The sequence below is a fragment of the Nocardioides furvisabuli genome (assembly GCF_021083185.1).
Classification (GTDB): domain Bacteria; phylum Actinomycetota; class Actinomycetes; order Propionibacteriales; family Nocardioidaceae; genus Nocardioides; species Nocardioides furvisabuli.
The window spans coordinates 124,097-146,867 of sequence record NZ_JAIGQB010000010.1; the positions used below are offsets into that span (position 1 = coordinate 124,097).

The 22,771-nt window shown below is 71.6% G+C and carries 20 protein-coding genes; 9 read left to right on the forward strand and 11 right to left on the reverse strand.

The features are described 5' to 3' along the window. Complete coding sequence (gene carA, locus K4G59_RS17405; RefSeq protein WP_231252322.1) at positions 1 to 1,146, reverse strand: glutamine-hydrolyzing carbamoyl-phosphate synthase small subunit; 1,146 nt, start codon at positions 1,144 to 1,146, stop codon at positions 1 to 3. A 194-nt stretch (positions 1,147 to 1,340) separates the two neighbouring features. Between carA and K4G59_RS17410 the strand changes: the two genes are divergently transcribed. Beyond that, positions 1,341 to 2,579 carry an acetyl-CoA hydrolase/transferase family protein gene (locus K4G59_RS17410; protein WP_231252323.1) on the forward strand — a complete coding sequence of 413 codons (1,239 nt, stop codon included), beginning with the start codon at positions 1,341 to 1,343 and terminating at the stop codon, positions 2,577 to 2,579. Positions 2,580 to 2,758: 179 nt separating this feature from the next. Next, positions 2,759 to 3,406 (forward strand): hypothetical protein, encoded by a 648-nt coding sequence (locus K4G59_RS17415; RefSeq protein WP_231252324.1) that lies wholly within the window; start codon positions 2,759 to 2,761, stop codon positions 3,404 to 3,406. Between the two features lie 2 nt (positions 3,407 to 3,408). Here K4G59_RS17415 and K4G59_RS17420 read toward each other — a convergent pair whose 3' ends face one another. The 3 genes from K4G59_RS17420 to pyrR are packed head-to-tail and all read right to left on the reverse strand — an operon-like array spanning position 3,409 to position 6,190. Further along, positions 3,409 to 4,677, reverse strand: coding sequence for a dihydroorotase (locus K4G59_RS17420; protein ID WP_231252325.1), 1,269 nt, complete (start codon positions 4,675 to 4,677; stop codon positions 3,409 to 3,411). Then, on the reverse strand, positions 4,677 to 5,615 hold the full coding sequence (locus K4G59_RS17425; protein WP_231252326.1) for an aspartate carbamoyltransferase catalytic subunit: 939 nt from the start codon (positions 5,613 to 5,615) through the stop codon (positions 4,677 to 4,679). Before K4G59_RS17425 ends, K4G59_RS17420 begins: the two co-directional genes overlap by 1 nt. Further along, positions 5,612 to 6,190, reverse strand: a complete 579-nt coding sequence (pyrR, locus tag K4G59_RS17430; RefSeq protein WP_231252327.1) for a bifunctional pyr operon transcriptional regulator/uracil phosphoribosyltransferase PyrR — start codon at positions 6,188 to 6,190, stop codon at positions 5,612 to 5,614. Before pyrR ends, K4G59_RS17425 begins: the two co-directional genes overlap by 4 nt. 155 nt (positions 6,191 to 6,345) lie before the next feature. On the opposite strand from pyrR, the gene K4G59_RS17435 reads away from it, so the two are divergent. Next, positions 6,346 to 6,945: a class I SAM-dependent methyltransferase gene (locus K4G59_RS17435; RefSeq protein ID WP_231252328.1), complete on the forward strand. Its 600-nt coding sequence runs from the start codon at positions 6,346 to 6,348 to the stop codon at positions 6,943 to 6,945. Between the two features lie 227 nt (positions 6,946 to 7,172). On the opposite strand, the gene K4G59_RS17440 is transcribed toward K4G59_RS17435, so the two are convergent. After that, the gene (locus K4G59_RS17440; RefSeq protein WP_231252329.1) at positions 7,173 to 8,453 is read right to left on the reverse strand and encodes an acetyl-CoA C-acetyltransferase; all 1,281 of its coding nucleotides are present in this window, start codon (positions 8,451 to 8,453) and stop codon (positions 7,173 to 7,175) included. Between the two features lie 141 nt (positions 8,454 to 8,594). Between K4G59_RS17440 and K4G59_RS17445 the strand changes: the two genes are divergently transcribed. Continuing rightward, complete coding sequence (locus tag K4G59_RS17445) at positions 8,595 to 9,935, forward strand: 3-oxoacyl-ACP reductase (RefSeq protein ID WP_231252330.1); 1,341 nt, start codon at positions 8,595 to 8,597, stop codon at positions 9,933 to 9,935. Continuing rightward, a complete protein-coding gene (locus K4G59_RS17450; protein WP_231252331.1) occupies positions 9,935 to 10,816 on the forward strand; it encodes a MaoC/PaaZ C-terminal domain-containing protein in 882 nt (293 codons plus the stop codon). The genes K4G59_RS17445 and K4G59_RS17450 overlap by 1 nt, the downstream gene beginning before the upstream one ends. A 21-nt stretch (positions 10,817 to 10,837) precedes the next feature. Here K4G59_RS17450 and K4G59_RS17455 read toward each other — a convergent pair whose 3' ends face one another. Continuing rightward, complete coding sequence (locus tag K4G59_RS17455; protein WP_231252332.1) at positions 10,838 to 11,701, reverse strand: acyl-CoA thioesterase; 864 nt, start codon at positions 11,699 to 11,701, stop codon at positions 10,838 to 10,840. Next, positions 11,701 to 12,645 (reverse strand): PAC2 family protein, encoded by a 945-nt coding sequence (locus K4G59_RS17460; RefSeq protein ID WP_231252333.1) that lies wholly within the window; start codon positions 12,643 to 12,645, stop codon positions 11,701 to 11,703. Before K4G59_RS17460 ends, K4G59_RS17455 begins: the two co-directional genes overlap by 1 nt. A 117-nt stretch (positions 12,646 to 12,762) precedes the next feature. Between K4G59_RS17460 and K4G59_RS17465 the strand changes: the two genes are divergently transcribed. From K4G59_RS17465 to K4G59_RS17480, 4 genes are all read left to right on the forward strand, one after another. Beyond that, complete coding sequence (locus K4G59_RS17465; RefSeq protein ID WP_231252334.1) at positions 12,763 to 13,977, forward strand: thiolase family protein; 1,215 nt, start codon at positions 12,763 to 12,765, stop codon at positions 13,975 to 13,977. After that, entirely contained in the window at positions 13,974 to 16,061 is a 2,088-nt protein-coding gene (locus K4G59_RS17470) for a 3-hydroxyacyl-CoA dehydrogenase NAD-binding domain-containing protein (RefSeq protein WP_231252335.1), read from the forward strand. The genes K4G59_RS17465 and K4G59_RS17470 overlap by 4 nt, the downstream gene beginning before the upstream one ends. A 246-nt stretch (positions 16,062 to 16,307) precedes the next feature. After that, a complete protein-coding gene (locus K4G59_RS17475) occupies positions 16,308 to 17,855 on the forward strand; it encodes a sodium-dependent transporter (RefSeq protein ID WP_308189427.1) in 1,548 nt (515 codons plus the stop codon). After that, positions 17,855 to 17,983, forward strand: coding sequence for a methionine/alanine import family NSS transporter small subunit (locus tag K4G59_RS17480; protein WP_231252336.1), 129 nt, complete (start codon positions 17,855 to 17,857; stop codon positions 17,981 to 17,983). The genes K4G59_RS17475 and K4G59_RS17480 overlap by 1 nt, the downstream gene beginning before the upstream one ends. A gap of 31 nt (positions 17,984 to 18,014) precedes the next feature. On the opposite strand, the gene dxs is transcribed toward K4G59_RS17480, so the two are convergent. From dxs to K4G59_RS17500, 4 genes are read right to left on the reverse strand one after another with little or no spacing between them, the layout of a single operon-like run. Next, the gene (dxs, locus tag K4G59_RS17485) at positions 18,015 to 19,919 is read right to left on the reverse strand and encodes a 1-deoxy-D-xylulose-5-phosphate synthase (protein WP_231252337.1); all 1,905 of its coding nucleotides are present in this window, start codon (positions 19,917 to 19,919) and stop codon (positions 18,015 to 18,017) included. Positions 19,920 to 19,935: 16 nt separating this feature from the next. Continuing rightward, entirely contained in the window at positions 19,936 to 20,874 is a 939-nt protein-coding gene (locus K4G59_RS17490; RefSeq protein WP_231252338.1) for an SMP-30/gluconolactonase/LRE family protein, read from the reverse strand. Further along, entirely contained in the window at positions 20,871 to 22,151 is a 1,281-nt protein-coding gene (locus K4G59_RS17495) for an NUDIX domain-containing protein (RefSeq protein ID WP_231252339.1), read from the reverse strand. Before K4G59_RS17495 ends, K4G59_RS17490 begins: the two co-directional genes overlap by 4 nt. A 20-nt stretch (positions 22,152 to 22,171) precedes the next feature. Then, the gene (locus tag K4G59_RS17500) at positions 22,172 to 22,588 is read right to left on the reverse strand and encodes a hypothetical protein (protein WP_231252340.1); all 417 of its coding nucleotides are present in this window, start codon (positions 22,586 to 22,588) and stop codon (positions 22,172 to 22,174) included. Between the last annotated feature and the right edge of the window lie 183 nt (positions 22,589 to 22,771).

Below are 22,771 nucleotides of genomic sequence, written 5' to 3' on the forward strand. Positions count from 1 at the left end.
TCAGGCCCCCTTCCGCTCGGTCATGAGCTCGCTGAACCTGTCGAAGAGGTACGCCGCGTCGTGCGGGCCGGCGGCGGCCTCGGGGTGGTACTGGACGGAGAAGGACGTCAGTGCTCCGGAGGCGTCACGGAGCTCGAGGCCCTCGACGACGTCGTCGTTGAGGCACACGTGGCTCACCGTGGCCTCACCGAACTCGGTGCTGGTCGAGCCCTCCAGCGGCGCGTCGACCGCGAAGCCGTGGTTGTGCGCGGTGACCTCGACCTTGCCTGTGGTGCGGTCCATCACCGGCTGGTTGATCCCGCGGTGGCCGTACTTCAGCTTGTAGGTGCCGAATCCGAGCGCGCGGCCGAAGAGCTGGTTGCCGAAGCAGATCCCGAAGTAGGGGATGCCGGCGCGCAGTGCACCCTGAAGCAGCTCGACCTGCGCGGTCGTCGCCGCCGGGTCGCCGGGGCCGTTGGAGAAGAACAGCCCGTCGGGGGCGACCGCCTGCACGTCGGCGAGGCTCGCGGTCGCGGGCAGCACGTGCACCTCGATGCCGCGCTCGCTCATCATCCGCGGGGTGTTGGCCTTGATGCCCAGGTCGACCGCGGCGACGGTGAAGCGCTTGGTGCCCTGGGCCGGGACGACGTACGCCTCGGCGGTGGACACCGACTCGCTCAGGTTCAGGCCCGTCATCTCGCCCGACTCCCGCACCCGCACGAGCAGGCGCTCAGGATCGGTCTCGGTCGTGGAGATGCCGACGCGCATCGCGCCGCGCTCGCGCAGGTGCCGGGTGAGCGCACGGGTGTCGACACCGCTGATGCCGACCACACCCTGGGCGCGCAGGTCGTCGTCGAGGGTGCGCTGGCTGCGCCAGCTCGACGTCACCCGGGCGGGGTCGCGGACGACGTAGCCGGCGACCCAGATGCGCGAGGACTCGCGGTCCTCGTCGTTCATCCCGGTGTTGCCGACGTGGGGGGCCGTCATGACGACGACCTGACGGTGGTAGCTGGGATCGGTGAGCGTCTCCTGGTAGCCGGTCATGCCGGTGGAGAAGACCGCTTCGCCGAAGGTCTCCCCCTCGGCGCCGAAGGACTCACCGCGAAAGGTGCGCCCGTCCTCGAGGACCATGAGCGCCGGGGTCTGATTCTTGGCAGGCAGAGCCATGCCGTACCTCCTTCTCCGCCTCACGGGACGGATCGTTAAAGGATGTTCGAGCCGTCGCCGACCCTACCAGCGGCGCGACGTCACGGCGGCATCGTGTCCACGCCCGGCGACGGCGTCGGACGATGACCAAGAGCCCGGGCCGGAGGGGCCGGAGGACCCACCGGTCCTCGGCGGGATGCTGGCACGCTGGGTCCATGCTCGTCGTCGAGATCGACCAGGCCGTCCGTGAGGTGCGCGAGCACTGCGCCTCCCTCTCCCACCCCCCGCGGGTCGTCACCAGCGGCAACTTCGCGACCCCGCTGACCGTGCTCGGCCCGGTGCTGGCCGAGCTGCCGGAGGCACGCCTGCACGCGCTCAACGCACAACGGGACCTGCCCGTGCACGACGGCATCGTCCCGGAGACGACCTTCGTCGGGCCGGGCTTCCGCCGCCACCCGCGCCTGGCCTACGTGCCGTGCCGGCTGTCCATGGTGCCGCGCCTCTTCCACGGCCCCCTCGCTCCTGACGTCGTGGTCGTGCACACCACTGTGCCGCACAGCGGCCGGGTCTCGCTCGGCCTGGAGGTCAACGTGCTGCCCGCGGCGATCGAGGCGGCCCGCGAGCGTGGCGCCGTGGTCGTCGCTCAGCTCAACCCGCGGATGCCGTGGACCTTCGGCGACGCCGAGATCTCGATCGAGGACGTGGACCTCGGGGTCGAGGTCGACGTGGCCCTCACCACCCACGTCGCCCGTGCCCCCAACGACGACGCCCGCCTGATCGGCTCGCGGGTGGCCGCGGAGATCGGCGACGGCGCCACGCTCCAGGCGGGCATCGGTGAGGTACCCGACGCCACCATCGCGGGCGTCCTCGACCGCCGTGGCCTGCGGGTCTGGACCGAGATGTTCAGCGACGGGGTCCTCACCCTCGAGAAGGCCGGCGCGCTCGACCGCGGCACCCCCGTGCGCACGTCGTTCGTCTTCGGCAGCCAGGAGCTCTACGACTGGGTGGACGACAACCCGCGGGTGCGGATGCTGCGCACCGAGACCACCAACTCCCCGGCTGCCATCGCTCAGCAGCCGGCGATGACCTCGATCAACACCGCGCTCCAGGTGGACCTCTTCGACCAGGCCAACGCCTCGCGGATCGGGGCCCGGATCTACAGCGGCTTCGGCGGCCAGACCGACTTCACCGTCGGCGCCAGCCACTCCCCCGGCGGCCGGGCCTTCATGGCGCTGCGCAGCTGGCACCCCCGAGCCGACGTCTCGACGATCGTGCCGATGGTCGACGAGCCGGTGACGTCCTTCCAGCACGGCGCCGTCGTCACCGAGCAGGGCGTGGCGTGGATGTGGGGCCGCAGCGAGCGCGAGCAGGCGCGCAACCTCATCGAGCACGCCGCGCACCCGAGCGTGCGCGACGACCTGTGGGAGGAGGCGCGGGAGCTGGGCCTGGCGTGAGGCTCAGGTCCAGCGGGCACGCCTCCGCCGAGCGACAGGACTTGCTCGACTGCCTCCTTCGACGAGGCAGTGGCTTCCGGGCCGCGGGTGTGACCCGACCCACGTCCCCGGGTGTCGTCGTGCGTGCTCTCGGTGTGTAACTCTCGTTTGCACATTCCCCCGACTCGGACGAGGACCCCATGACCCGCACCAGCGCCCTGCGACTCCTGTTCCTGGCCCCGCTCCTCCTCGCGCTCACCCTCGCCGTCGCACCCGCGCAGGCCGACGGGCTCGCGCTCCCGGTGCAGTGCGAGCTCGGCGAGGAGACGGTGCTGGCGTGGGACGACATCGCCTACGACCTGCGCGGCACGTGCGGCGTCGTACGCGTCACCGCCGACGGCGCCACGGTCACCATGCCGTCGGCCACCCGGCTGGTCGTCGAGGGGGCCGCCAACACCGTCACCGCCAAGCCGCTGGCCGACCTCGAGGTCCTCGGCCCGGACGTTACTGTCACCACGCCGAGCGTGGGGCACGTGTCGGTGTCGGGGTCCGGCTCGAGGATCGAGGTGGAGGGGCTGGTCGAGCACGCCGAGCTGACGGGCACCTCGACGGTCCTGTCCGCCGACACCGTCAACGCGCTCCGGCTGCGGGGTTCGGACACGGTCATCGCGCGCAAGTCCTTCCGCACGCGCATCACCGGCTCGGGCAACGTGCTGCGCCTGGCCCGCTCCGACCGGCTCGTGCTCACCGGGGACCGCAACGCGGTCACGGTGGCGCGAGGGCGTACGACGCTGCGCGACCGCGGCGAGGACAACGTCCTCGACCTCCGGCCGCGACGCCGTCGCTGACGTCAGGCCAGGCGGCCGTCGCGGACGGTCACCCGACCGCCGTGGACGGTGTGCACCACCCGTGAGGTGAGGCTGCGCCCGTGCCACGGGTTGTTGCGCGACAGCGACGCCGAGGCATCACGGTCGACGGTGACCTCGGCGTCGGGCTCGACCAGCACCACGTGGGCCGGATCCCCCGGCGCCAGCGCCCGGCCCTGGTCTGCCAGGCCGGCGATCCGCGCCGGCGTGCTCGACATGACGCGCGCGACGTCGGCCCAGGACAGGTCCGGCACCGCCGTGCGCACGACCGCCAGCGCGGTCTCGAGCCCGACCATGCCGAAGGCTGCGTCGACGAACGCGTGCTCCTTGTCGTGGCGCGCGTGCGGCGCGTGGTCGGTGGCGACGGCGTCGATGGTGCCGTCGACGAGCGCCGCGCGCAGCGCCTCGACGTCCTCCTGCGGGCGCAGCGGCGGGTTGACCTTGAAGGTCGGGTCGTAGCCGGCGAGCAGGTCGGTGGTCAGCAGCAGGTGGTGGGGCGTGACCTCGGCGGTCACGCTGATGCCCTGGGCCTTCGCCCAGCGCAGCACCTCGACCGAGCCGGCCGTCGAGACGTGGGCGACGTGGACGCGCGATCCGGTGTGCCGCGCGAGCATCACGTCGCGCGCCACGATCACCTCCTCGGCGATCCCGGGCCAGCCTGGCAGCCCGAGACGGCCGGACAGCTCGCCCTCGTGACAGCACGCGGCCGCTCCGGCGAGGGCCGGGTCCTGCGAGTGCTGCGACACGACCCCGCCGAACGCCTTGACGTACTCCAGCGCCCGCCGCATCACGCGGGCGTCGTGGACGCACTTCCCGTCGTCGGAGAACACCGTGACGCGCGCTCGCGAGCGGTGCATCAGGCCCAGCTCGGCGAGCTCCTCGCCGGCGAGGCCGCGCGTGACCGCGCCCACCGGCTGCACGTGGACGAGACCGGCCTCGCGCCCGAGCTCCCAGACCCGGGTGGCGGCCTCGGCCGTGTCGGTCACCGGAGAGGTGTTGGCCATCGCGAGGATCGCGGTGTAGCCGCCCAGTGCTGCCGCCTGCGAGCCGGTGAGGATCGTCTCGGCGTCCTCCCGACCGGGCTCGCGGAGGTGGGTGTGCAGGTCGACGAGCCCGGGCAGCGCGACGAGCCCGTCGGCGTCGATCACCTCGGCGCCGTTCGGCGCGGAGTCGACGAGTCGGCCCTCGTCGTCGACGTAGAGGTCCGTGGTCTGCTCGCCGAGCAGCGAGGCTCCCTCGATCACCAGCGACATCAGGCAACGCCTCCTTCGGACTCTCCTGCGAGCAGGTGGTAGAGCACGGCCATCCGGATCGCCAGGCCGCTGGAGACCTGCTCCAGCACAGCCGACTGGGCCGCGTCAGCGGCGTCGGCGGCGATCTCCAGGCCGCGGTTCATCGGACCGGGGTGACAGATCGGGACGTCCGGCCCGAGCAGGGCAAACCGGTTGCGCGTGAGCCCGTAGCCGACGGTGTACTCCCGAGCGCTCGGGAAGAACGCGCCCGACATCCGCTCGCGCTGGACCCTCAGCATCATCACCGCGTCCGCCTCCGGCAGCACGGCGTCGACGTCGTACGACGTCTCGAAGCCTGCCGCGGCCGACCACGCCCCGATGCCGCTGGGCATCAGCGTCGGCGGGGCCACGACCGTGACGCGCGCACCGAGCCTGGTCAGGCACTGGACGTTGGACCGGAAGACCCGGCTGTGGGTGAGGTCACCGATGATCGCGACGTGGCGTCCTTCGAGCGACCCGAGCCGACGCTGGAGCGTGTAGGCGTCGAGCAGGGCCTGGGTCGGGTGCTCGTGCATGCCGTCGCCGGCGTTGACCACCGCCGCATCGACCCACTCGCTGACCTGCAGCGCCGCGCCGCTGGCGGGGTGGCGGATGACGAGGCCGTCGACCCCCATCGCGCAGACCGTGAGGACCGTGTCGCGCAGGCTCTCGCCCTTGGACGCGCTCGACCCCTTGGCGCTGACGTTGATGACGTCGGCGGAGAGCCACTTGCCGGCGATCTCGAACGACGACCGCGTGCGGGTGGAGTCCTCGAAGAACATGTTGACGACCGTGCGCCCGCGCAGCGCGGGCAGCTTCTTGACCTCGCGGTTCTGCACGTCGTGCATGTCGGCGGCGGTGGCGAAGAGCATCTCGATGTCGTCGCGCGAGAGGTCGTCGACGGAGAGCAGGTGCTTCACGAGATCGTCACCTCGTCGGTGCCGTCGACCTCGCTGAGCCTGACGCTCACCCGCTCGGCCAGCGCGCTGGGCAGGTTCTTGCCGACGTGGTCGGCGCGGATCGGCAGCTCGCGGTGGCCGCGGTCGACGAGCACCGCGAGACGGACGGCGGAGGGGCGGCCGAGGTCGGCCAGCGCGTCGAGCGCGGCGCGGATCGTGCGACCGGAGAACAGCACGTCGTCGACCAGGACGACGACCTTGCGGTCGATGCCGCCGGCCGGCAGCGCGGTCTTGTGGGCGCGACGGGTGGGCTGGGAGCGCAGGTCGTCGCGGTACATCGTCACGTCGAGCTCGCCGACGGCCACAGGGGTGCCCTCGACCGCGGCGATCTTCTCCGCGATGCGTCGCGCCAGCGGCACGCCGCGGGTGTGCAGGCCGAGCAGGACCAGGTCGGTGGCGCCCTTGTTGCGCTCGAGCAGCTCGTGGGAGATGCGGGTCAGCGCCCGGGAGATGTCACGGGCGTCGAGGACGGTGCGATCCGCCCTCTCGGAACTGGTGTCGCGGGCCGGGTGGTCGGCCTTGTCAGGGGCAGGCATCTGCGCGCCGGACCTCCTTCTCCGCCTCACGGGACGGCTCGTTAAAGGATGTCGATCGGGTCAGACCCTAGCAGCCGGAAGCAGGGCATCGGCCGCAGCAGGAGTACCGTCGAGAGGGAGCGGTACTTTCCGTCTCCGCAGGTCAGGAACTGAACATGGGCATCGGCTACGCCACCGCATACCGCACGGGGATCATCCCCTGGGAGAAGGCAGGCCGTGCCGGCCGACCGACCCTCGAACGACTCCTCGAGCGCGAGGAGGCCGACCGCCCCGACGGCATCCGCCGGGCCATCGACCTCGGCTGCGGCCGCGGCGCGCACACCAAGCTGCTGCTCGACCGCGGTTGGGACGCGATCGGCGTCGACGACGTACGCCAGGCAGTCGACGTCGCAGTCCACCGCAACGGCATCGACGACGCACGCTTCGTGATCGGCGACGTTCGACACCTCGTGCACTCCGGCGTCGGCTCCGGCTTCGACCTCTTCCTCGACGTCGGCTGCTTCCAGGGCCTCGACGACCCGGGCCGGACCCTCATGGCCGGTGGTGTCACGGCGCTGGCACTGCCCGGCTCCACCGTGCTGGTGCACGCCGCCCCTCCGCGGTCGTGGCCCCTGAAGACGCGGGGCGCCACCCAGCACGACCTCGAGCGCGCCTTCCGCGGCTGGACGGTCGCCGTCGTGCCGGACGACCCGGCGGTGCCGGACGGCTCGAACGCGAGCGGCCGCACGAGCACCTGGTTCCGCCTCACCCGCTGACCGGGCGCTTCCTCGCGCTGGACACCGCCGAGCGGGCGGTTCGTCGCGCTGGACACCGCCGAGCGGGCACTTCCTTTCGTTGACGGCGAAACGAAGTGCCCGCTCAGTGCTCCGTGGCGGAACGAAGTGCCCGCTCGGTGCTCTGTGGCGGACGGAAGTGCCCGCTCAGTGCTCCGTGGCGGAACGAAGTGCCCGCTCGGTGCTCTGTGGCGGACGGAAGTGCCCGCTCAGCGCTCGAGGATCGCGACGACGCCCTGCCCGCCGGCAGCACAGATCGAGATCAGCGCACGCCCCGCCCCCTTCTGGGCGAGCAGCTTCGCAGCCACCGGCAGGATCCGGCCGCCGGTGGCGGCGAAGGGGTGCGCGGCGGCGAGCGACGAGCCGGTGACGTTGAGCTTCTCGCGGTCGATCGAGCCCAGGGGCGCGTCGAGGCCGAGGCGCTCCTTGCAGAACACCGGGTCCTCCCACGCCGTCAGCGTGGAGAGCACCTGCGAGGCGAAGGCCTCGTGGATCTCGTAGTAGTCGAAGTCCTGGAGCGTGAGCCCGTTGCGCTCCAGCATCCGCGGGACGGCGTACGCCGGTGCCATCAGCAGTCCCTCGTGGCCGTTGACGTAGTCGACGGCCGCCGTCTCGGCGTCGACGAGGTGCGCCAGCACCGGCAGGCCGCGCTGCTCGGCCCACTCGTCGCTCGCCAGCAGCACCGCCGAGGCGCCGTCGGACAGCGGCGTGCTGTTGCCGGCGGTCATGGTCGCCGCGGTGCCCTTGCCGAAGACCGGCTTGAGGGTGGCGAGCTTCTCGACCGAGGAGTCGGGTCGCAGGTTGTTGTCGCGCTCGACGCCGCGGAAGGCGGTGATGAGATCGTCCTGGAAGCCCTCGTCGTAGGACCGGGCGAGGTTGTGGTGCGAGCGCGCGGCGAGCTCGTCCTGTGCCTCCCGGGTGATGCGCCACTCGAGCGCCGTCAGCGCGGCGTGCTCGCCCATCGAGAGCCGGGTGCGGGGCTCGCCGTTCTGCGGGATGTCGAGCCCGATGTCGCCGGGCCGGATGGCGCCGAGGGCCTTGAGCCGACTGGCGGTGTCCTTGGCGGAGTTGACCCGCATCAGCTTCCTGCGCAGCTTGTCGCTGATCGCGACGGGGGCGTCGGAGGTGGTGTCGGCGCCCCCGGCGATGCCGACGTCGATGACGCCGAGGGCGATCTTGTTGGCGACCTGGATCGCGGCCTGGAGGCCGGTGCCGCACGCCTGCTGGATGTCGGTGGCGGGCGTCTCCGGCGCCAGCGTCGAGCCGAGCACCGACTCGCGGGTCAGGTTGAAGTCGCGTGAGTGCTTCAGCACGGCGCCTGCGACGACCTCGCCGAGGCGCTCGCCGCGCAGGTCGAAGCGGTCCACGAGTCCGTCGAGGGCGGCGGTGAGCATCTCCTGGTTGCTGACGCCGGCATACACGGTGTTGGAGCGGGCGAAGGGGATGCGGTTGCCGCCGACGACGGCGACGGGGCGCGTGGTGGTCTGCATGTCCATATCCTTGCCGGTGCGGCCCGCCGCGCCAACCGCGTGAGGGCCACGTCACGAAAAGTGGACGACGAGTTGCACAACCAGTTACATGTCGTCCGCCCACCCGAGCACCCGCACCCAGCGAAGAGGGATCCCGCCACCATGAGTGACCGCTACCAAGGCTTCGTGTCCACCTCGATCGGCCAGCTGGTCGTCAAGAACCTCGGCCTCCCCAACCCGACAGCGCTCGAGCGCTGGAGCGGGGGCGCCACCCTGGTCGACGGCCTCGTCGTGCTGGGCGGGCAGGGACGCCTGACCGAGGTGCTCCCCACCACCCTCGACGGCCTCGGCATCGCCTCCGCCACCGAGCTCGCCGACGGTGCGCGCGCCAAGGCCCTCGTCTTCGACGCCACCGGCATCACCGACACGACCGGGCTGCTCGCGCTCCAGGAGTTCTTCACCCCGCTGATGCGCCGGCTCGAGTCGTGCCCCCGCGTGGTCGTGATCGGTACGCCGCCGGAGCTGGCGTCGGGCTCCGAGCGCGTCGCACAGCGCGCGCTCGAGGGCTTCACCCGATCGCTCGGCAAGGAGATCGGCCGCGGTGGGACCGTGCAGCTCGTCTACGTCGCACCGGCCGCCGACGGCGCGACCAGCTCCACCCTCGCCTTCCTGCTCTCGCCCAAGTCGGCGTACGTCTCCGGGCAGGTCGTGCGGATCGGCGCCCACGGCGCCACGGCGGCCACGGGCAACCAGGTCGACGACTGGACGCAGCCGTTGGCCGGCAAGGTCGCGCTCGTCACCGGCGCCAGCCGCGGCATCGGCGAGGAGATCGCCCGCGTGCTTCGCCGCGACGGCGCCACGGTCGTCGGCGTCGACGTGCCGCAGGCAGCCAGCGAGCTCCAGACGCTGATGTCCGAGCTCGACGGCGACCACCTCGTCCTCGACATCACCGCCAAGGACGCACCGCAACGCATCGCCCACCACCTCCGTGAGCACCACGGCGGCGTCGACGTCGTGGTGCACAACGCCGGCATCACCCGTGACAAGAAGCTCGCCAACATGGCCGAGGACCGATGGAGCAGCGTCGTCGCGGTCAACCTCACCGCTCCCGAGCTGATCACGCGCGAGCTGCTCGACACCGGCGTGCTCAACGACGACGGCCGCATCATCGGCGTCGCCTCGATCGCCGGCATCGCCGGCAACGTCGGCCAGACCAACTACGCGACGTCCAAGGCGGGCGTGATCGGCCTCGTGGAGAGCCTGCGCGACGAGCTCGACCGCGGCATCACCGTCAACGCCGTCGCCCCCGGCTTCATCATCACCCAGATGACCGCGGCCGTGCCGTTCGCGACCCGCGAGGTCGGCCAGCGCCTCAACGCCATGTCGCAGGGCGGCCTGCCGGTCGACGTGGCCGAGACGATCGCATGGTTCGCCAGCACCGCCTCGGGCGCGGTCAACGGCAACGTGGTCCGCGTCTGTGGCCAGATGATGCTGGGCGCCTGATGGTCACACCCAAGGAGCTCACCGGCGAGCTCGGTCGCATCGGCACGCTGCTGCGCGCGGCTCTCCCCGTCGTGCCGGGCGCCAACCTGCTGCCCGGCGTGCGCAAGGCGCCCGCCGCCGACTTCACGGGGCTGGCCTACCGACGCGAGCACGTCGTCGCCGAGCGCGCCCGCGTCGAGGCGTACGCCGCCGTCTGCGGCTTCCCGCGCAAGGACGTGGTGCCGCTGACGTTCCCCCACATGCTGGCCTTCGGTCTGCACCTGGCGATCATGAGCGACGCAGCCTTCCCCTACCCCGCCATCGGGATGGTGCACGTCGAGAACGTGATCACCGCCCACCGGGCCATCGGCGTCGGCGAGGCGCTCGACGTCACCACCGAGGTGGGTGCCCCCCGGCCGCACGCGAAGGGCGTGCTGCTCGACTTCGTCACCACCGCCTCGGCAGGGGGGAGCACGGCGTGGGAGTCGACGTCGACCTACCTGCGCCGCGGACGCTCCGTCGACGGGGACGCGACCCCGGGCCTCGTCGTCAGCGACCCGCCGACCGGCGGCATCGAGTGGCGCCTGCCTGCCGACCTCGGCCGCACCTACGCCGCGGTCTCGGGAGATGCGAACCCCATCCACCTCCACCCGCTGACGGCGAAGGCGCTCGGCTTCCCACGACACATCGCCCACGGCATGTGGACGCTCGCGCGCAGCGTGGCGGCCATCGAGAACCGGCTGCCCGACGCGGTCACGGTCGAGGCGGCCTTCAAGAAGCCGGTCTTCCTGCCGGGCACCGTCACGTTCGCGGCGCGGCAGGACGAGGCCGGCTGGACCTTCGCGCTGACCAGCCCGAAGGACGGCTCGCCGCACCTTCTCGGACGTACGACGACGCCGTGAGGCCTGGCGTGGCGGTCGCGGTCAGCGGTCGTCGCGGAGGCGGATGAGGCCCTCCTGGGCCACCGTCGCCACCAGCTCCCCGGACTGCGAGAAGACCCGCGCGAGCGCCAGGCCGCGCGCGCCGCCGGCGAACGGTGAGAACTGGTCGTAGAGCCACCACTCGTCGGCCCGGAACGGCTTGTGGAACCAGATCGTGTGGTCGAGCGAGGCCGGCTGGAGGCGGGGCGAGGCGATGTGGATGCCGTGCGGGACCAGCGCCGCGCCCAGCAGCGTCAGGTCGCTGGCGTAGGTGAACGCAGCCGTCTGGGTGGTCGGGTCGCCGCAGAGCGCCCCGTCGACCTTGATCCAGAGGCGCGCCCGCGCCGGCGCCTCGGGGTCGTCGGGGATCCCGTGGCCGGTGATGCCGACGTGGCGGATGTCGAGCGCCGACCACTCGCGCTCCCAGTGCGCCGCCGCCTCGTCGCCGCGCTGGCGCGCCAGCTCGACCAGCGGCATCCCCTCGTCGGGACCCACGACCTCGGGCATCCGGTCCTGGTGCTCGAGTCCGGGCTCGGGGATCTGGAAGTTGGCCGTCATGTAGTAGATCGGGCGGCCGTGCTGGCGCGCGGAGACCCGGCGCGTGGCGAAGGAGCGCCCGTCGCGGATCCGTTCGACGTCGTAGACGATCGGCACGGTCGTGTCGCCGGGGCGCAGGAAGTAGGAGTGGAGCGAGTGCAGCACGAACTCGCCCTCGACGCTGCGGGTCGCCGCGACCACGGCCTGCGCCGCGACCTGTCCGCCGAAGACGCGCTGGCGCTCGGTGCGCGCCTGGGCACCCCGGAAGAGGTCGACCTCGAGCTGCTCGAGCTCCAGGAGCGTGACGAGCTCCTCGGCACTGCCGGCCATCAGCGGTCCTCCCAGCCGGCAGCAGGTCCGTCGCCGTCGTCCTTGGGACGGTCGTCGAGCTCGGCGAGGAACGCCTCGAAGTCGCGCCCGATCTCCTCGCCCGTCGGCAGCGGCTCGTCGCCGGCCAGCAGGGACGTGCCGGCGGCCTCGGCCTCGCGGAAGGAGTCGTACTGCTGCTCCAGGCCGCGTACGACGTCGCCGACCTCGTCGTGGGTGGAGAGGTAGCGGTCGACCTCCGTCTCGGTGATCTCAGCGGCCTCGCGCAGGTCGCTGAGGTCGACCGTCAGCCGACCGCCGATCTCGACGTGCTCCAGCAGCACCAGCGCGGCCTGGGGGTACTCCATCTGCGCAAGGTAGTGGGGGATGTGTGCCACGAAGCCGAGCGCGTCGAGCCCCCACTCCCCCAGCCGGATCTCGAGCAGCGCCTGCGCGCTCGCCGGGACCCGGAGCTCGCCCTGCCACGGGCTCTCGCCGGGCACCAGGTCGGGACGGTTGGCGTGCGGCGTGATCGCGATCGGGCGGGTGTGCGGCACCGCCATCGGCACCGCGCCCAGGGTCACCACGCGGGACACCCCGAAGTGGTCGACGACCTCGCGCACGGCGCGAGCGAAGGCCTCCCACCTGATGTCGGGCTCGGGCCCGGTGAGCAGCAGGAAGGAGGTGCCGCCGGTGTCACGCAGCGCGCGCACCACCAGGCGAGGCGCCTCGTAGTCGGTGTAGTGGTCCCGGACGAACGACACGGGCGGTCGCCGGGCCCGGTAGTCGTGGAGCGAGTCGACGTCGAAGGTCGCCACGACCTTGCCGTCGGAGAGCCCCGTCAGGTGGCGTGCGGCGAGCTCGGCCGACTTCCCGGCGTCGAGGAACCCGGTGAGGACGCAGACCATGGTCAGGTCCTCACCCGACACCTCGGCGTCGTCGACGATGTGCACGAGTCGTTCGACCATGGGGGAAGCCTAGTGACAACGGGTCAGTGACCCGACACACACCCGCCCCGGTGGGCAGGCATTGTTACTCAGGGGTAACCTGACAGCGCCCTGTCCCCCTCCACCTGGGAGTAGCCAGTGTCCCGTCCACAGCGTGAGGTCGTCTTCGTCGACGGCGTACGCACCCCGTTCGGCAAGGCCAAGGGCCAGTACGCCGAGACGCGGGCCGACGACCTCGTCATCAAGTGCATCCGTGAGCTGATGCGCCGCAACCCCTCACTCCCGCCCGAGCGGGTCGACGAGGTCGCGGTCGCCGCCACCACCCAGATCGGCGACCAGGGCCTGACCATCGGCCGCACCGCCGCCCTCCTCGCCGGACTGCCCCAGAGCGTCCCCGGCTACTCCATCGACCGCATGTGCGCCGGTGCGATGACCGCGGTGACCAACACCGCGTCCGGCATCGCCTTCGGTGCCTACGACGTCGCCATCGCCGGCGGCGTCGAGCACATGGGCCGCCACCCCATGGGTGAGGGTGTCGACCCCAACCCGCGCATCCTGTCCGAGCGGATCGTCAACCCCGACGCGCTCGTGATGGGCAAGACCGCGGAGAACCTCCACGACCGCTACCCCACGATCACCAAGCAGCGCGTCGACGAGTACGCCGTCCGCAGCCAGCAGAAGACGCAGGCCGCCTACGACGCCGGCAAGATCCAGCCCGACCTCGTGCCCGTCGCGACCCGCTCGGCCGAGGCCGGCTGGGGCCTGGCGACCACCGACGAGCCGATGCGCCCGGGGACGACGATCGAGTCCCTCGCCGGGCTCAAGACGCCGTTCCGCTCGCACGGCAACGTCACCGCGGGCAACGCGGCCGGCATCAACGACGGCGCCACCGCGGCGCTGCTCGCCGACGAGGAGACCGCGCGCGAGCTCGGCCTCCCGGTCAAGATGCGCCTGGTGACCTACTCCTTCGTGGGCGTCGAGCCCGAGGTGATGGGTGCCGGCCCGATCCCTGCGACCGAGAAGGCGCTCAAGCTGGCCGGTCTCACCATCGACGACATCGAGGCCTTCGAGGTCAACGAGGCCTTCGCCGTGCAGGTGCTGGCCTTCCTCGAGCACTTCGGCATCGCCGACGACGACGCCCGGGTGAACCCCTACGGTGGCGCGATCGCGATGGGCCACCCGCTCGCGTCGTCCGGCGTACGCCTGATGAACCAGCTCGCGCGCCAGTTCGAGGAGCGCCCCGAGGTCCGCTACGGCCTCACCACCATGTGCATCGGCATCGGCATGGGCGGCACCGTCATCTGGGAGAACCCGCACTGGCAGGGCTCGACGAACGAGGGAGACAGCAAGTGAGCACCACCCCCGACTCCAGCATCTTCGAGCGCGCGAAGGCGATCGTGTCCGACGCCGAGCGCGTGACGCAGGCACACCTGCGCACGGTCTCGCTCCCCGGCGCGACCATCGGCCTGATCACCCTCGACAACGGCGAGGACCACACCAAGCCCAACACGTTCGGCCCGGCCTCGCTGCTGGCCCTCGACGAGGCGATCGACGCGGCGCTCGCCGACGAGGCCATCGACGCGATCGCGGTGACCGGCAAGCCGTTCATCCTCGCCGCTGGCGCCGACCTCACCTCGATCCAGGGCGGCGGCCCCGACGCCGTACGCACCGTGGCCGAGCTCGGGCACGCGGTCTTCCGCAAGCTCGGCGAGGGCGGCAAGCCGTCGTTCGGCCTCGTCAACGGCCTCGCCCTCGGCGGCGGCCTCGAGGTGGCGCTGCACTGCACCTATCGCACCGTCATGGACTCCGCCCCCGCCCTCGGCCTGCCCGAGGTCATGCTCGGCCTCGTTCCCGGCTGGGGCGGCGCGTGGCTCGTGCCGAACCTCGTCGGTGCCGACAAGGCCGTCACGCTGATCCTCGAGAACCCGCTCAACCAGGGCAAGACGCTCGGTGGGCAGGCGGCCTACGACTTCGGCCTCGCCGACGCCGTGTTCGGCGGAGCCGACTTCCTCGAGCAGTCACTGCTCTGGGCGGCCTCGGTGCTGCGCGGAGAGACCGTCGTGGAGCGTCCCGAGGTCGACCGCGGCGAGGCCTGGGACGCCGCGATCAAGCGCGCCGAGGGCATCGTCGCCGCCAAGACCGGTGGTGCGTCCCCGGCCGCCGCGAAGGCGGTCGAGCTGATCGCCGCTGCGCGCGACTCCGACCGCGACGCCGGCTTCGCGGCCGAGGACGACGCCCTCGAGGCGATGTCGCAGACGGCCGAGCTGCTGGCCTCGTTGTACTCGTTCGACCTGGTGCAGAAGCGCGCGAAGCGTCCTGCCGGTGCACCGGACAGGTCGCTGGCCCGCCCGGTGACGAAGGTCGGCATCGTGGGCGCGGGCCTGATGGCCAGCCAGCTCGCGCTGCTCTTCGTACGCCGCCTCGAGGTGCCGGTCGTGCTGACCGACCTGGACCAGGAGCGTGCCGACAAGGGCGTGGCCTACGTCCACGCCGAGATCGACAAGCTGCTCGCCAAGGGCCGGATCAACCAGGACAAGGCCAACCGCCACAAGGCGCTGGTGTCCGGCGAGACCGACAAGCAGGTCGCCTTCGGTGACGCCGACTTCGTCATCGAGGCCGTCTTCGAGGAGATGTCGGTCAAGAAGACCGTCTTCGCCGACGTCGAGAAGGTCGTCAGCGCCGAGTGCGTGCTGGCCACCAACACCTCCTCGCTGTCCATCACCGAGATGGCCGCCGACCTCGAGCACCCCGAGCGGGTCGTCGGCTTCCACTTCTTCAACCCCGTCGCGGTGATGCCCCTGCTGGAGATCGTCAAGGGCGACGCCACCGACGACGCGACGCTCGCCACGGCGTTCGCCACCGGCAAGGCGTTGAAGAAGACCTCGATCCTGGTCAAGGACAGCCCGTCCTTCATCGTGAACCGCCTCCTGGGGCGCTTCATGAGCGAGGTCGGCCGCATCGTCGACGAGGGCACCCCGGTCTCCGTGGCCGACAACGCCTTCGCCGGCATCGCGCCGATGCCGCCGTTCGTGCTGCTGTCGCTGGTCGGCCCGGCCATCGCGCTGCACAACAACGAGACGCTGAAGGGCGCGTTCCCCGACCGCTTCTACGTCTCCCCCGCGCTCGAGCGGATCGTCGAGGCGCGCAAGCCTGCCTACTACGGCCCCGACGGCAACCTCGACCCCGAGGTCGAGGCCATGCTCGAGGAGCCGGCCTCGCCGGTGGTCCTCACCGCCGAGGAGGTCCGCGAGAAGACGCTGGCCGGCCTTGCCGAGGAGGCTCGCCTGATGCTCGACGAGGGTGTCGTGGCCGCGCCGCAGGACATCGACCTGGCCATGATCACCGGCGCCGGGTTCTCCTTCTGGAACGGCGGGCTGACCTTCATGCTCGACGTGTCGGGCATCTCGGAGAAGGCGACCGGCAAGCGGTTCCACTGATCCGCCCCGAGCGGTGAGTGACGCAGGTTCTCAGCCTGCAGAACCTGTCTCACTCACCGCCGCCCGGCGTACGCCCGGCTGGGCGGTGAGTGAGGCATGTTCTGGACGTCCGGAACATGCCTCACTCACCGCTCGGCGGGGCGTTCCGCACGCTCGGCCACCCCGGGCCACGCGGGGCACGACGCGGACCCCGGCACTTCTCTGACATGCTGGCCCCTCCGCCGTCGTCGTCCGCCAGGAGGCAGCATGAGCCAGGTTGTCGAGCACTCCGAGGAGCACCGCGGGGCGTTCAGCTCGCGCAAGGTCTTCATCCTCGCCGCCATCGGGTCCGCCGTCGGTCTCGGCAACATCTGGCGCTTCCCCTACGTCGCCTACGAGAACGGTGGCGGCGCGTTCCTCATCCCCTACCTCGTCGCGCTGCTGACCGCGGGCCTGCCCTTCCTGCTGCTCGACTACGGCCTCGGCCACCGCTACCGCGGCTCCGCCCCGCTGGCCTTCCGCCGGGCCCACCGGGCCGCCGAGGGGCTGGGCTGGTGGCAGGTGGGGATCTGCTTCGTGATCGCGGTCTACTACGCCGCCGTCATCGCGTGGGCGGCGCGCTACGCGTTGTTCTCCTTCGACAAGGCCTGGGGCGACGACCCCGAGGGCTTCCTGTTCGGCACCTACCTGCAGGCCGGCGACCCGGGCATCGGGCTCGACTTCGTCAGCGGCGTGACCATCCCGCTGGTGCTCGTCTGGGTGGCCGTGCTCGCGATCATGGCGCTCGGCGTCCAGAAGGGCATCGGCGCCGCATCGGCGGTGTTCATCCCCGTGCTCTTCGTCGCCTTCATCGCGCTCGTGGTGGTCGCCCTGACCCTCGACGGCGCCTCCGCCGGCCTCGACGCGCTCTTCACGCCCAACTGGGGCGCCCTGGGCGAGACCAGCGTGTGGATCGCGGCCTACGGGCAGATCTTCTTCTCGCTGTCGGTCGGCTTCGGCATCATGATCACCTACGCCTCCTACGTCGGTCGCCGCAGCGACATGACCGGATCGGGCCTGGTCGTCGGCTTCGCCAACTCCGGCTTCGAGCTGCTCGCCGGCATCGGCGTCTTCGCGGCGCTGGGCTTCATGGCCACGGCAGCCGGGGTGCCGGTCGACGAGGTGGCGACCGAGGGCCTCGGCCTGGCCTTCATCGCGTTCCCCGCGATCATCAGCGAGGCGCCGGCGGGCGCGCTGATCGGGGTGCTCTTCTTCGGCTCGCTCGTCGTGGCGGGGGTGACCTCGCTGGTCAGCGTGATCGAGGTGGTCATCTCGGCCGTGCGTGACAAGTTCGAGATGTCGCGCGTCGGTGCGTCGATGGCCGTGGGCGTCCCTGCCGCGCTCATCAGCATCACGCTGCTCGGCACCACCACCGGCGTCTACGTCCTCGACATCGTCGACCACTTCATCAACCGCTTCGGGATCCTGCTGGTCGCGGTGGTGAGCATGTTGGCGCTGTCATGGGCGTTCAAGAAGACCGGCCTCCTGCGCGAGCACCTCAATCGCGACGGCTCCGTGCGGGTCGGGCGCTGGTGGGAGCTGCTGATCGGGGTCGTCGCCCCCGCGGCCCTCACCTTCATCTTGGTCAACGAGCTCATCGACAACCTGCGGACGCCGTACGGGGACTACCCCACCTGGATGCTCAACACCCTCGGTTGGGGCCTGGCGGTGGCCGTGGTCCTGATCGGGTTCCTGGCCGCCAGGCTCTCCTGGCGCGACGACACCTTCCTGGGCGACCCCGAGATCCAGGCCCAGCAGGACGAGAGGAGCAACTGATGTCCACCTCGGCCATCATCATGATGCTGGTCGCGATGCTCATCCTCTGGGGAGGCCTGGCGCTCGCGATCTGGAACATCAACCGCTACACCGGCGAGGAGCCGGGGCAGGTCAAGCGCGACCTCTGACGGCGTATGCCGCCTCGCCGGGGCGGACGGGTCAGGCGGGGTTCTCGACCTCGACCAGCGTGAGTCCCTGGTCGAGCGCCATGACGTCCTCGACGACGTGACGCGCGATCGTCTGCGCGTCGAGGCCGATGCGGGCGAGGATCGCGTCGCGCTTGGCGTGGTCGAGGAACTCCTGCGGGATGCCGTGGAGCCGGAAGGGCGTGCGCACGCCGGCGTCGTTCAGGGTCTGGAGCAGCACCGCGCCGCAGCCGCCGACGCGGCCGTTGTCCTCGACGCTGACCACGAGGCGGTGCTCACGGGCAAGCTCGATGATCGCGGGGTCGACCGGCTTGACCCAGCGTGGGTCGACCACGGTCACGCCGATGCCCTGGGCCGACAGGCGTGACGCGACCTCGACGGCCGTGGTGGCCATCGACCCGACAGCCACGATCAGCACGTCCTGCTCGCCCTCACGCACCAGCACGTCGGCGCCGCCGGCGCGGTCGATGGCGGGCACGTCCGCCGGCGGCGGACCCTTCGGGAAGCGGAGCACCGTCGGAGCGTCGTCGACCTCCACCGCCTCGTCGAGCAGCTCGCGGAGACGGGTGACGTCGCGCGGCGCGGCCAGGCGCAGGCCTGGCACGACCTGGAGGATCGACATGTCCCACATGCCGTTGTGGCTGGCGCCGTCGTCGCCGGTGACCCCGGACCGGTCGAGCACGAAGGTCACGCCGCACCTGTGCAGCGCGACGTCCATCAGGACCTGGTCGAAGGCCCGGTTGAGGAAGGTCGCGTAGACCGCGAACACCGGGTGTAGCCCGCCCATGGCGAGCCCGGCGGCGGAGGTGACGGCGTGCTGCTCGGCGATGCCGACGTCGAAGGTGCGCTCGGGGAACTTCCGGGCGAAGGCGTCCAGCCCGACCGGGTGCATCATCGCGGCCGTGAGGGCCACGACGTCGTCACGGCGCTCGCCGAGCTCGACGACCGCCTCGGAGAAGTGGTCGGTCCAGATCTTGCCCTTGGGCTTCTCCGCGCCCGTCTGGACGTCGAAGGGCCCGGGGGCGTGGAACTGGTCGGCCTCGTGGCGCAGTGCGGGGTCGTAGCCCTGGCCCTTGCGGGTCAGCGCGTGCACGATGACCGGACCGCCGAAGCGCTTGGCCTGGGCGAGGGCGTGCTCCATCGCCGCGCGGTCGTGGCCGTCGACCGGCCCGACGTACTTCAGCCCGAGGTCCTCGAAGAGGCCCTGCGGTGCGAGGGCGTCTTTCATGCCCTTCTTGACCGCGTGGAGCGCGTCGTAGGCCGCGTGACCGACACCGGGCACCTGGTTGAGGCGCTTCTTGACCAGGTCGAGGACCTGCTCGTAGCGCGGGTTCGTGCGCAGCGACGTGAGCGCGGTCGCGAGACCGCCGATGGTCGGGGTGTAGGAGCGCTCGTTGTCGTTGACCACGATCACGAGGCGGCTCGACCGGGCGATGGCGATGTTGTTGAGCGCCTCCCACGCCATGCCGCCGGTCAGGGCGCCGTCACCGATGACGGCGACCACGTGGCGGTCGTCGCCGCGGATGGCGTACGCCTTGGCGAGGCCGTCGGCGTAGGACAGCGAGGTGGAGGCGTGGGAGTTCTCCACGATGTCGTGCTCGGACTCGGCCTGGCTCGGGTAGCCACTGACACCGCCCTCCTTGCGGAGCGTGGAGAAGTCGGCGTAGCGACCGGTGACGAGCTTGTGGACATAGGACTGGTGGCCGGTGTCGAAGACGACGCGGTCGCGCGGTGAGTCGAAGACGCGGTGGATGGCGAGCGTCAGCTCGACCACGCCGAGGTTCGGTCCGAGGTGTCCGGAGTTGGTCGCGACCGTGCGGATCATCACGTCGCGGATCTCGGCGGCGAGCTCGTCGAGCTGCTCCGACGAGAGTCCACGGAGGTCGCGCGGGGAGCCGATCGAGTCGAGGAGTGCCATGGGGCCTGAGTCTATTTCATGGCAGGTCGAGGACCGCCACCGACGGCTCGTGCAGGCTCCCCACCCACACCTTCCCGGCGTGCTCGCGCACCCCGGTCACCATGTGGTAGCCGGGCCCGCTGGCCGGTGGCTGGAGGTCGAGGTCGTGAACGAGCCGGCCGACGACGTCGTAGGCCTGGACCCGGATGGTCTGCTTCGGCTTCGGCTGGAGCGCCTCGGGGATCCGCGTGACCGCCCTGCGCAGCAGCATCGGCGCCGAGCCGAGGCGCTCCACGAGCGGGTCGACCGGGCTGGCCACGGCCACCCAGATCAGGCCGTCGCTGCCACGGCTGATGTTGTCGGGATAGCCCGGCAGGTCCGTGACGAGGTGGTCGCGCTCCCCCGCACGCGGGCCGGCCAGCCACAGGCGCACGACGGTGCGCCCGCGGCACTCGGCGACCGCGACGAAGGACTCGTCGGCTGCCAGGGCCACACCGTTGGCGAACCGCAGGCCGTCGAGCACCACGGTGAGCGCGCCGTCGGTGTCGAGCCGCAGGAGGCGGCCGGTGGCGGTGTCCTGGACGAAGTCGTCCTTCCACTGCCCGACGCCGTAGTGCAGCGAGGAGTCGCTGAACCAGACGGTGCCGTCGCTCGCCACGGCCGCGTTGTTGCAGAACCTCATCGGTCTGCCGTCGACCCGGTCGAGGAGCACCTCCACCTCTCCGGTCGACCGCGAGACGCGGAGCACGCCGCGCTCGGCGTCGCAGACGAGCAGGTGGTCGTCGCCCAGGAGCTCGAGGCCCAGCGGGCGTCCTCCGGTGTCCGCCACGCGGCGTACGCCGCCGGTCGCGGGGTCGAGCGCCCAGATCGCCCCGTCCTCAGTGCCGGTCCAGACGGTGCCGTCGGGCGCGACGACCACGTCCTCGGCACCCATCGAAGGCACGGGGTGGACGGTGAGCGCCGGCTGCGGGGTCATGGCGCCATCGTGGCGTAGAGAGCGCTGTCGAGGAAGGCCGGCACGATGTCGGCCGCGGCGGACGTGAGGTCGAGCCCGCGCGCGACCTCGGGGTCGACGAAGACGATCTGCCGCCCCTCGCGGCAGTCGATGTCGGTGTCGGTGAGGTCGGTGGCCGCGACGAAGACCTGCATCCGGTCCCAGGTGCCGTAGGCCTCGCGGTGGTCGACGACGAACTCGCCGAGGAGCTGGAGCGAACCGGGCCCGAGGCGTACGCCTGTCTCCTCCTCCAGCTCGCGGAACGCGGCCGGCTCGAAGTCCTCGCCCGGGTCGAGGTGGCCTCCGGCCAGCCCCCACTTCTCCGGGTCGATGCGCGGGTGCTCGTCACGCTCCTGGAGCAGGATCCAGCCGCGCCGGTCGACCAGGATCACCCCGGCGAAGCGGTGCTGGTCCGCAGCCGGGACGAAGGGGTGCGCCCTGACCCAGGCCGCCAGCACCGGCGCGACGATGGCCGTCGACGGGACGAGGTGCACGTCGGGCAGCGGGTCGGCGTCGACGAAGACCATCTGCCGGCCTTCGTGGCACTCCACGTCTCGGTCGCTGAGCGTCGTACGGGCGACGAAGGCGTGGAACCAGAAGGTGCCGCGGTCCTCGGTGACCAGCTCGAAGCGGCCCAGGTCGGTGAGGTCCTCGGGGGTAAGCACGACCCCCGTCTCCTCGGCCAGCTCACGGACGGCGCCGTCGACGGGCTCCTCGCCCTCGTCGAGCCCGCCGCCGGGGAAGCACCACATGTCCGGCCACACCGGGGCGTGCTCGTCGCGCTCCTGCATCAGCACCCGACCGCGCGGGTCGACCAGGACGACCTGGACGAAGTCGATGCGCACCGCTGTCCTCCGCCACGCCAGGACCGCGTCGAGCGTGAGCTCGAGCGCGCGGTGGACCGGACGGCCCGCGAGGTCGTCGGGATCGACGAACACCACCCGCCGACCCTCGCCGCACGCCACGTCGTCGTCACCGACGGCCATCCGGACGGCGAACAGCTCGAACTCGTCGTCGCCGCCGCACCTCTCGCTGCGGAAGCGCCGCACGCCGAGGGAGTCGAGACGCTCGGGGGTGACGACCAGCCCGGTTTCCTCGTGGAGCTCGCGCACTGCGGCATCGCGGAAGTCCTCTCCCGCCTCGAGGTCGCCGCCGAGGTAGCCCCACCGGCCCGGCTCGTGGAGCGCGTCGGTGCCGCGCTCCTGCACCAGCAGGCGACCGCGTGGGTCGACGACGGCCACGGCCCCGAAGCGATGCATCGTGCGACCCTAGCCAGCACTCACATCCGCACCCGGTAGCGACGCCCGCGCAGCGCCTCCTCGACCAGGCCGACCTCACGGCGTACGCACTGGAGCCGGGCGTCCTCGAGCTGGAAGGTCTGCACGGCCGCGAGCACGACGGCTTCGTCGGCCACGTCCTTGAGGTCGCCGCGGATCTCGCTCAGCCCACGCCGGGTGGCGACCTGTTGCGCCTCGACGTGGATCACCGCGAAGCGCGCCAGGACGACGACGTGGTGCCGCAGCCCGGGGAACCGGCGGTAGTCCGGCGGGCACAGGTCGAGCAGCCAGCTGGCCGCCGTCGCCTCCCAGTCGGGCGCGTCCGGTGGGCGCACCTGCCGCGGCCAGCCCGGTGGCGCGACCCCGCGGTGGCCCTCCGGCGGCGTGGGCCGCTGGCGGGGCTGCGGGGATGGGAACATGCGTCCATCATATCGAACACGTGTTCGATGCGGGGGTCGGGCTCACCCGGCCAGGATGTGATGTCTCAGGACATGGGTGACAGTTCTGTATCAGGACATCGGTGACAGTTCATGTCTCAGGACTTCGGTGACACTTCAGCGGTCTTGGGGCGGGGGCCAGGGCGTCGGCCGTTGCCGACGTAG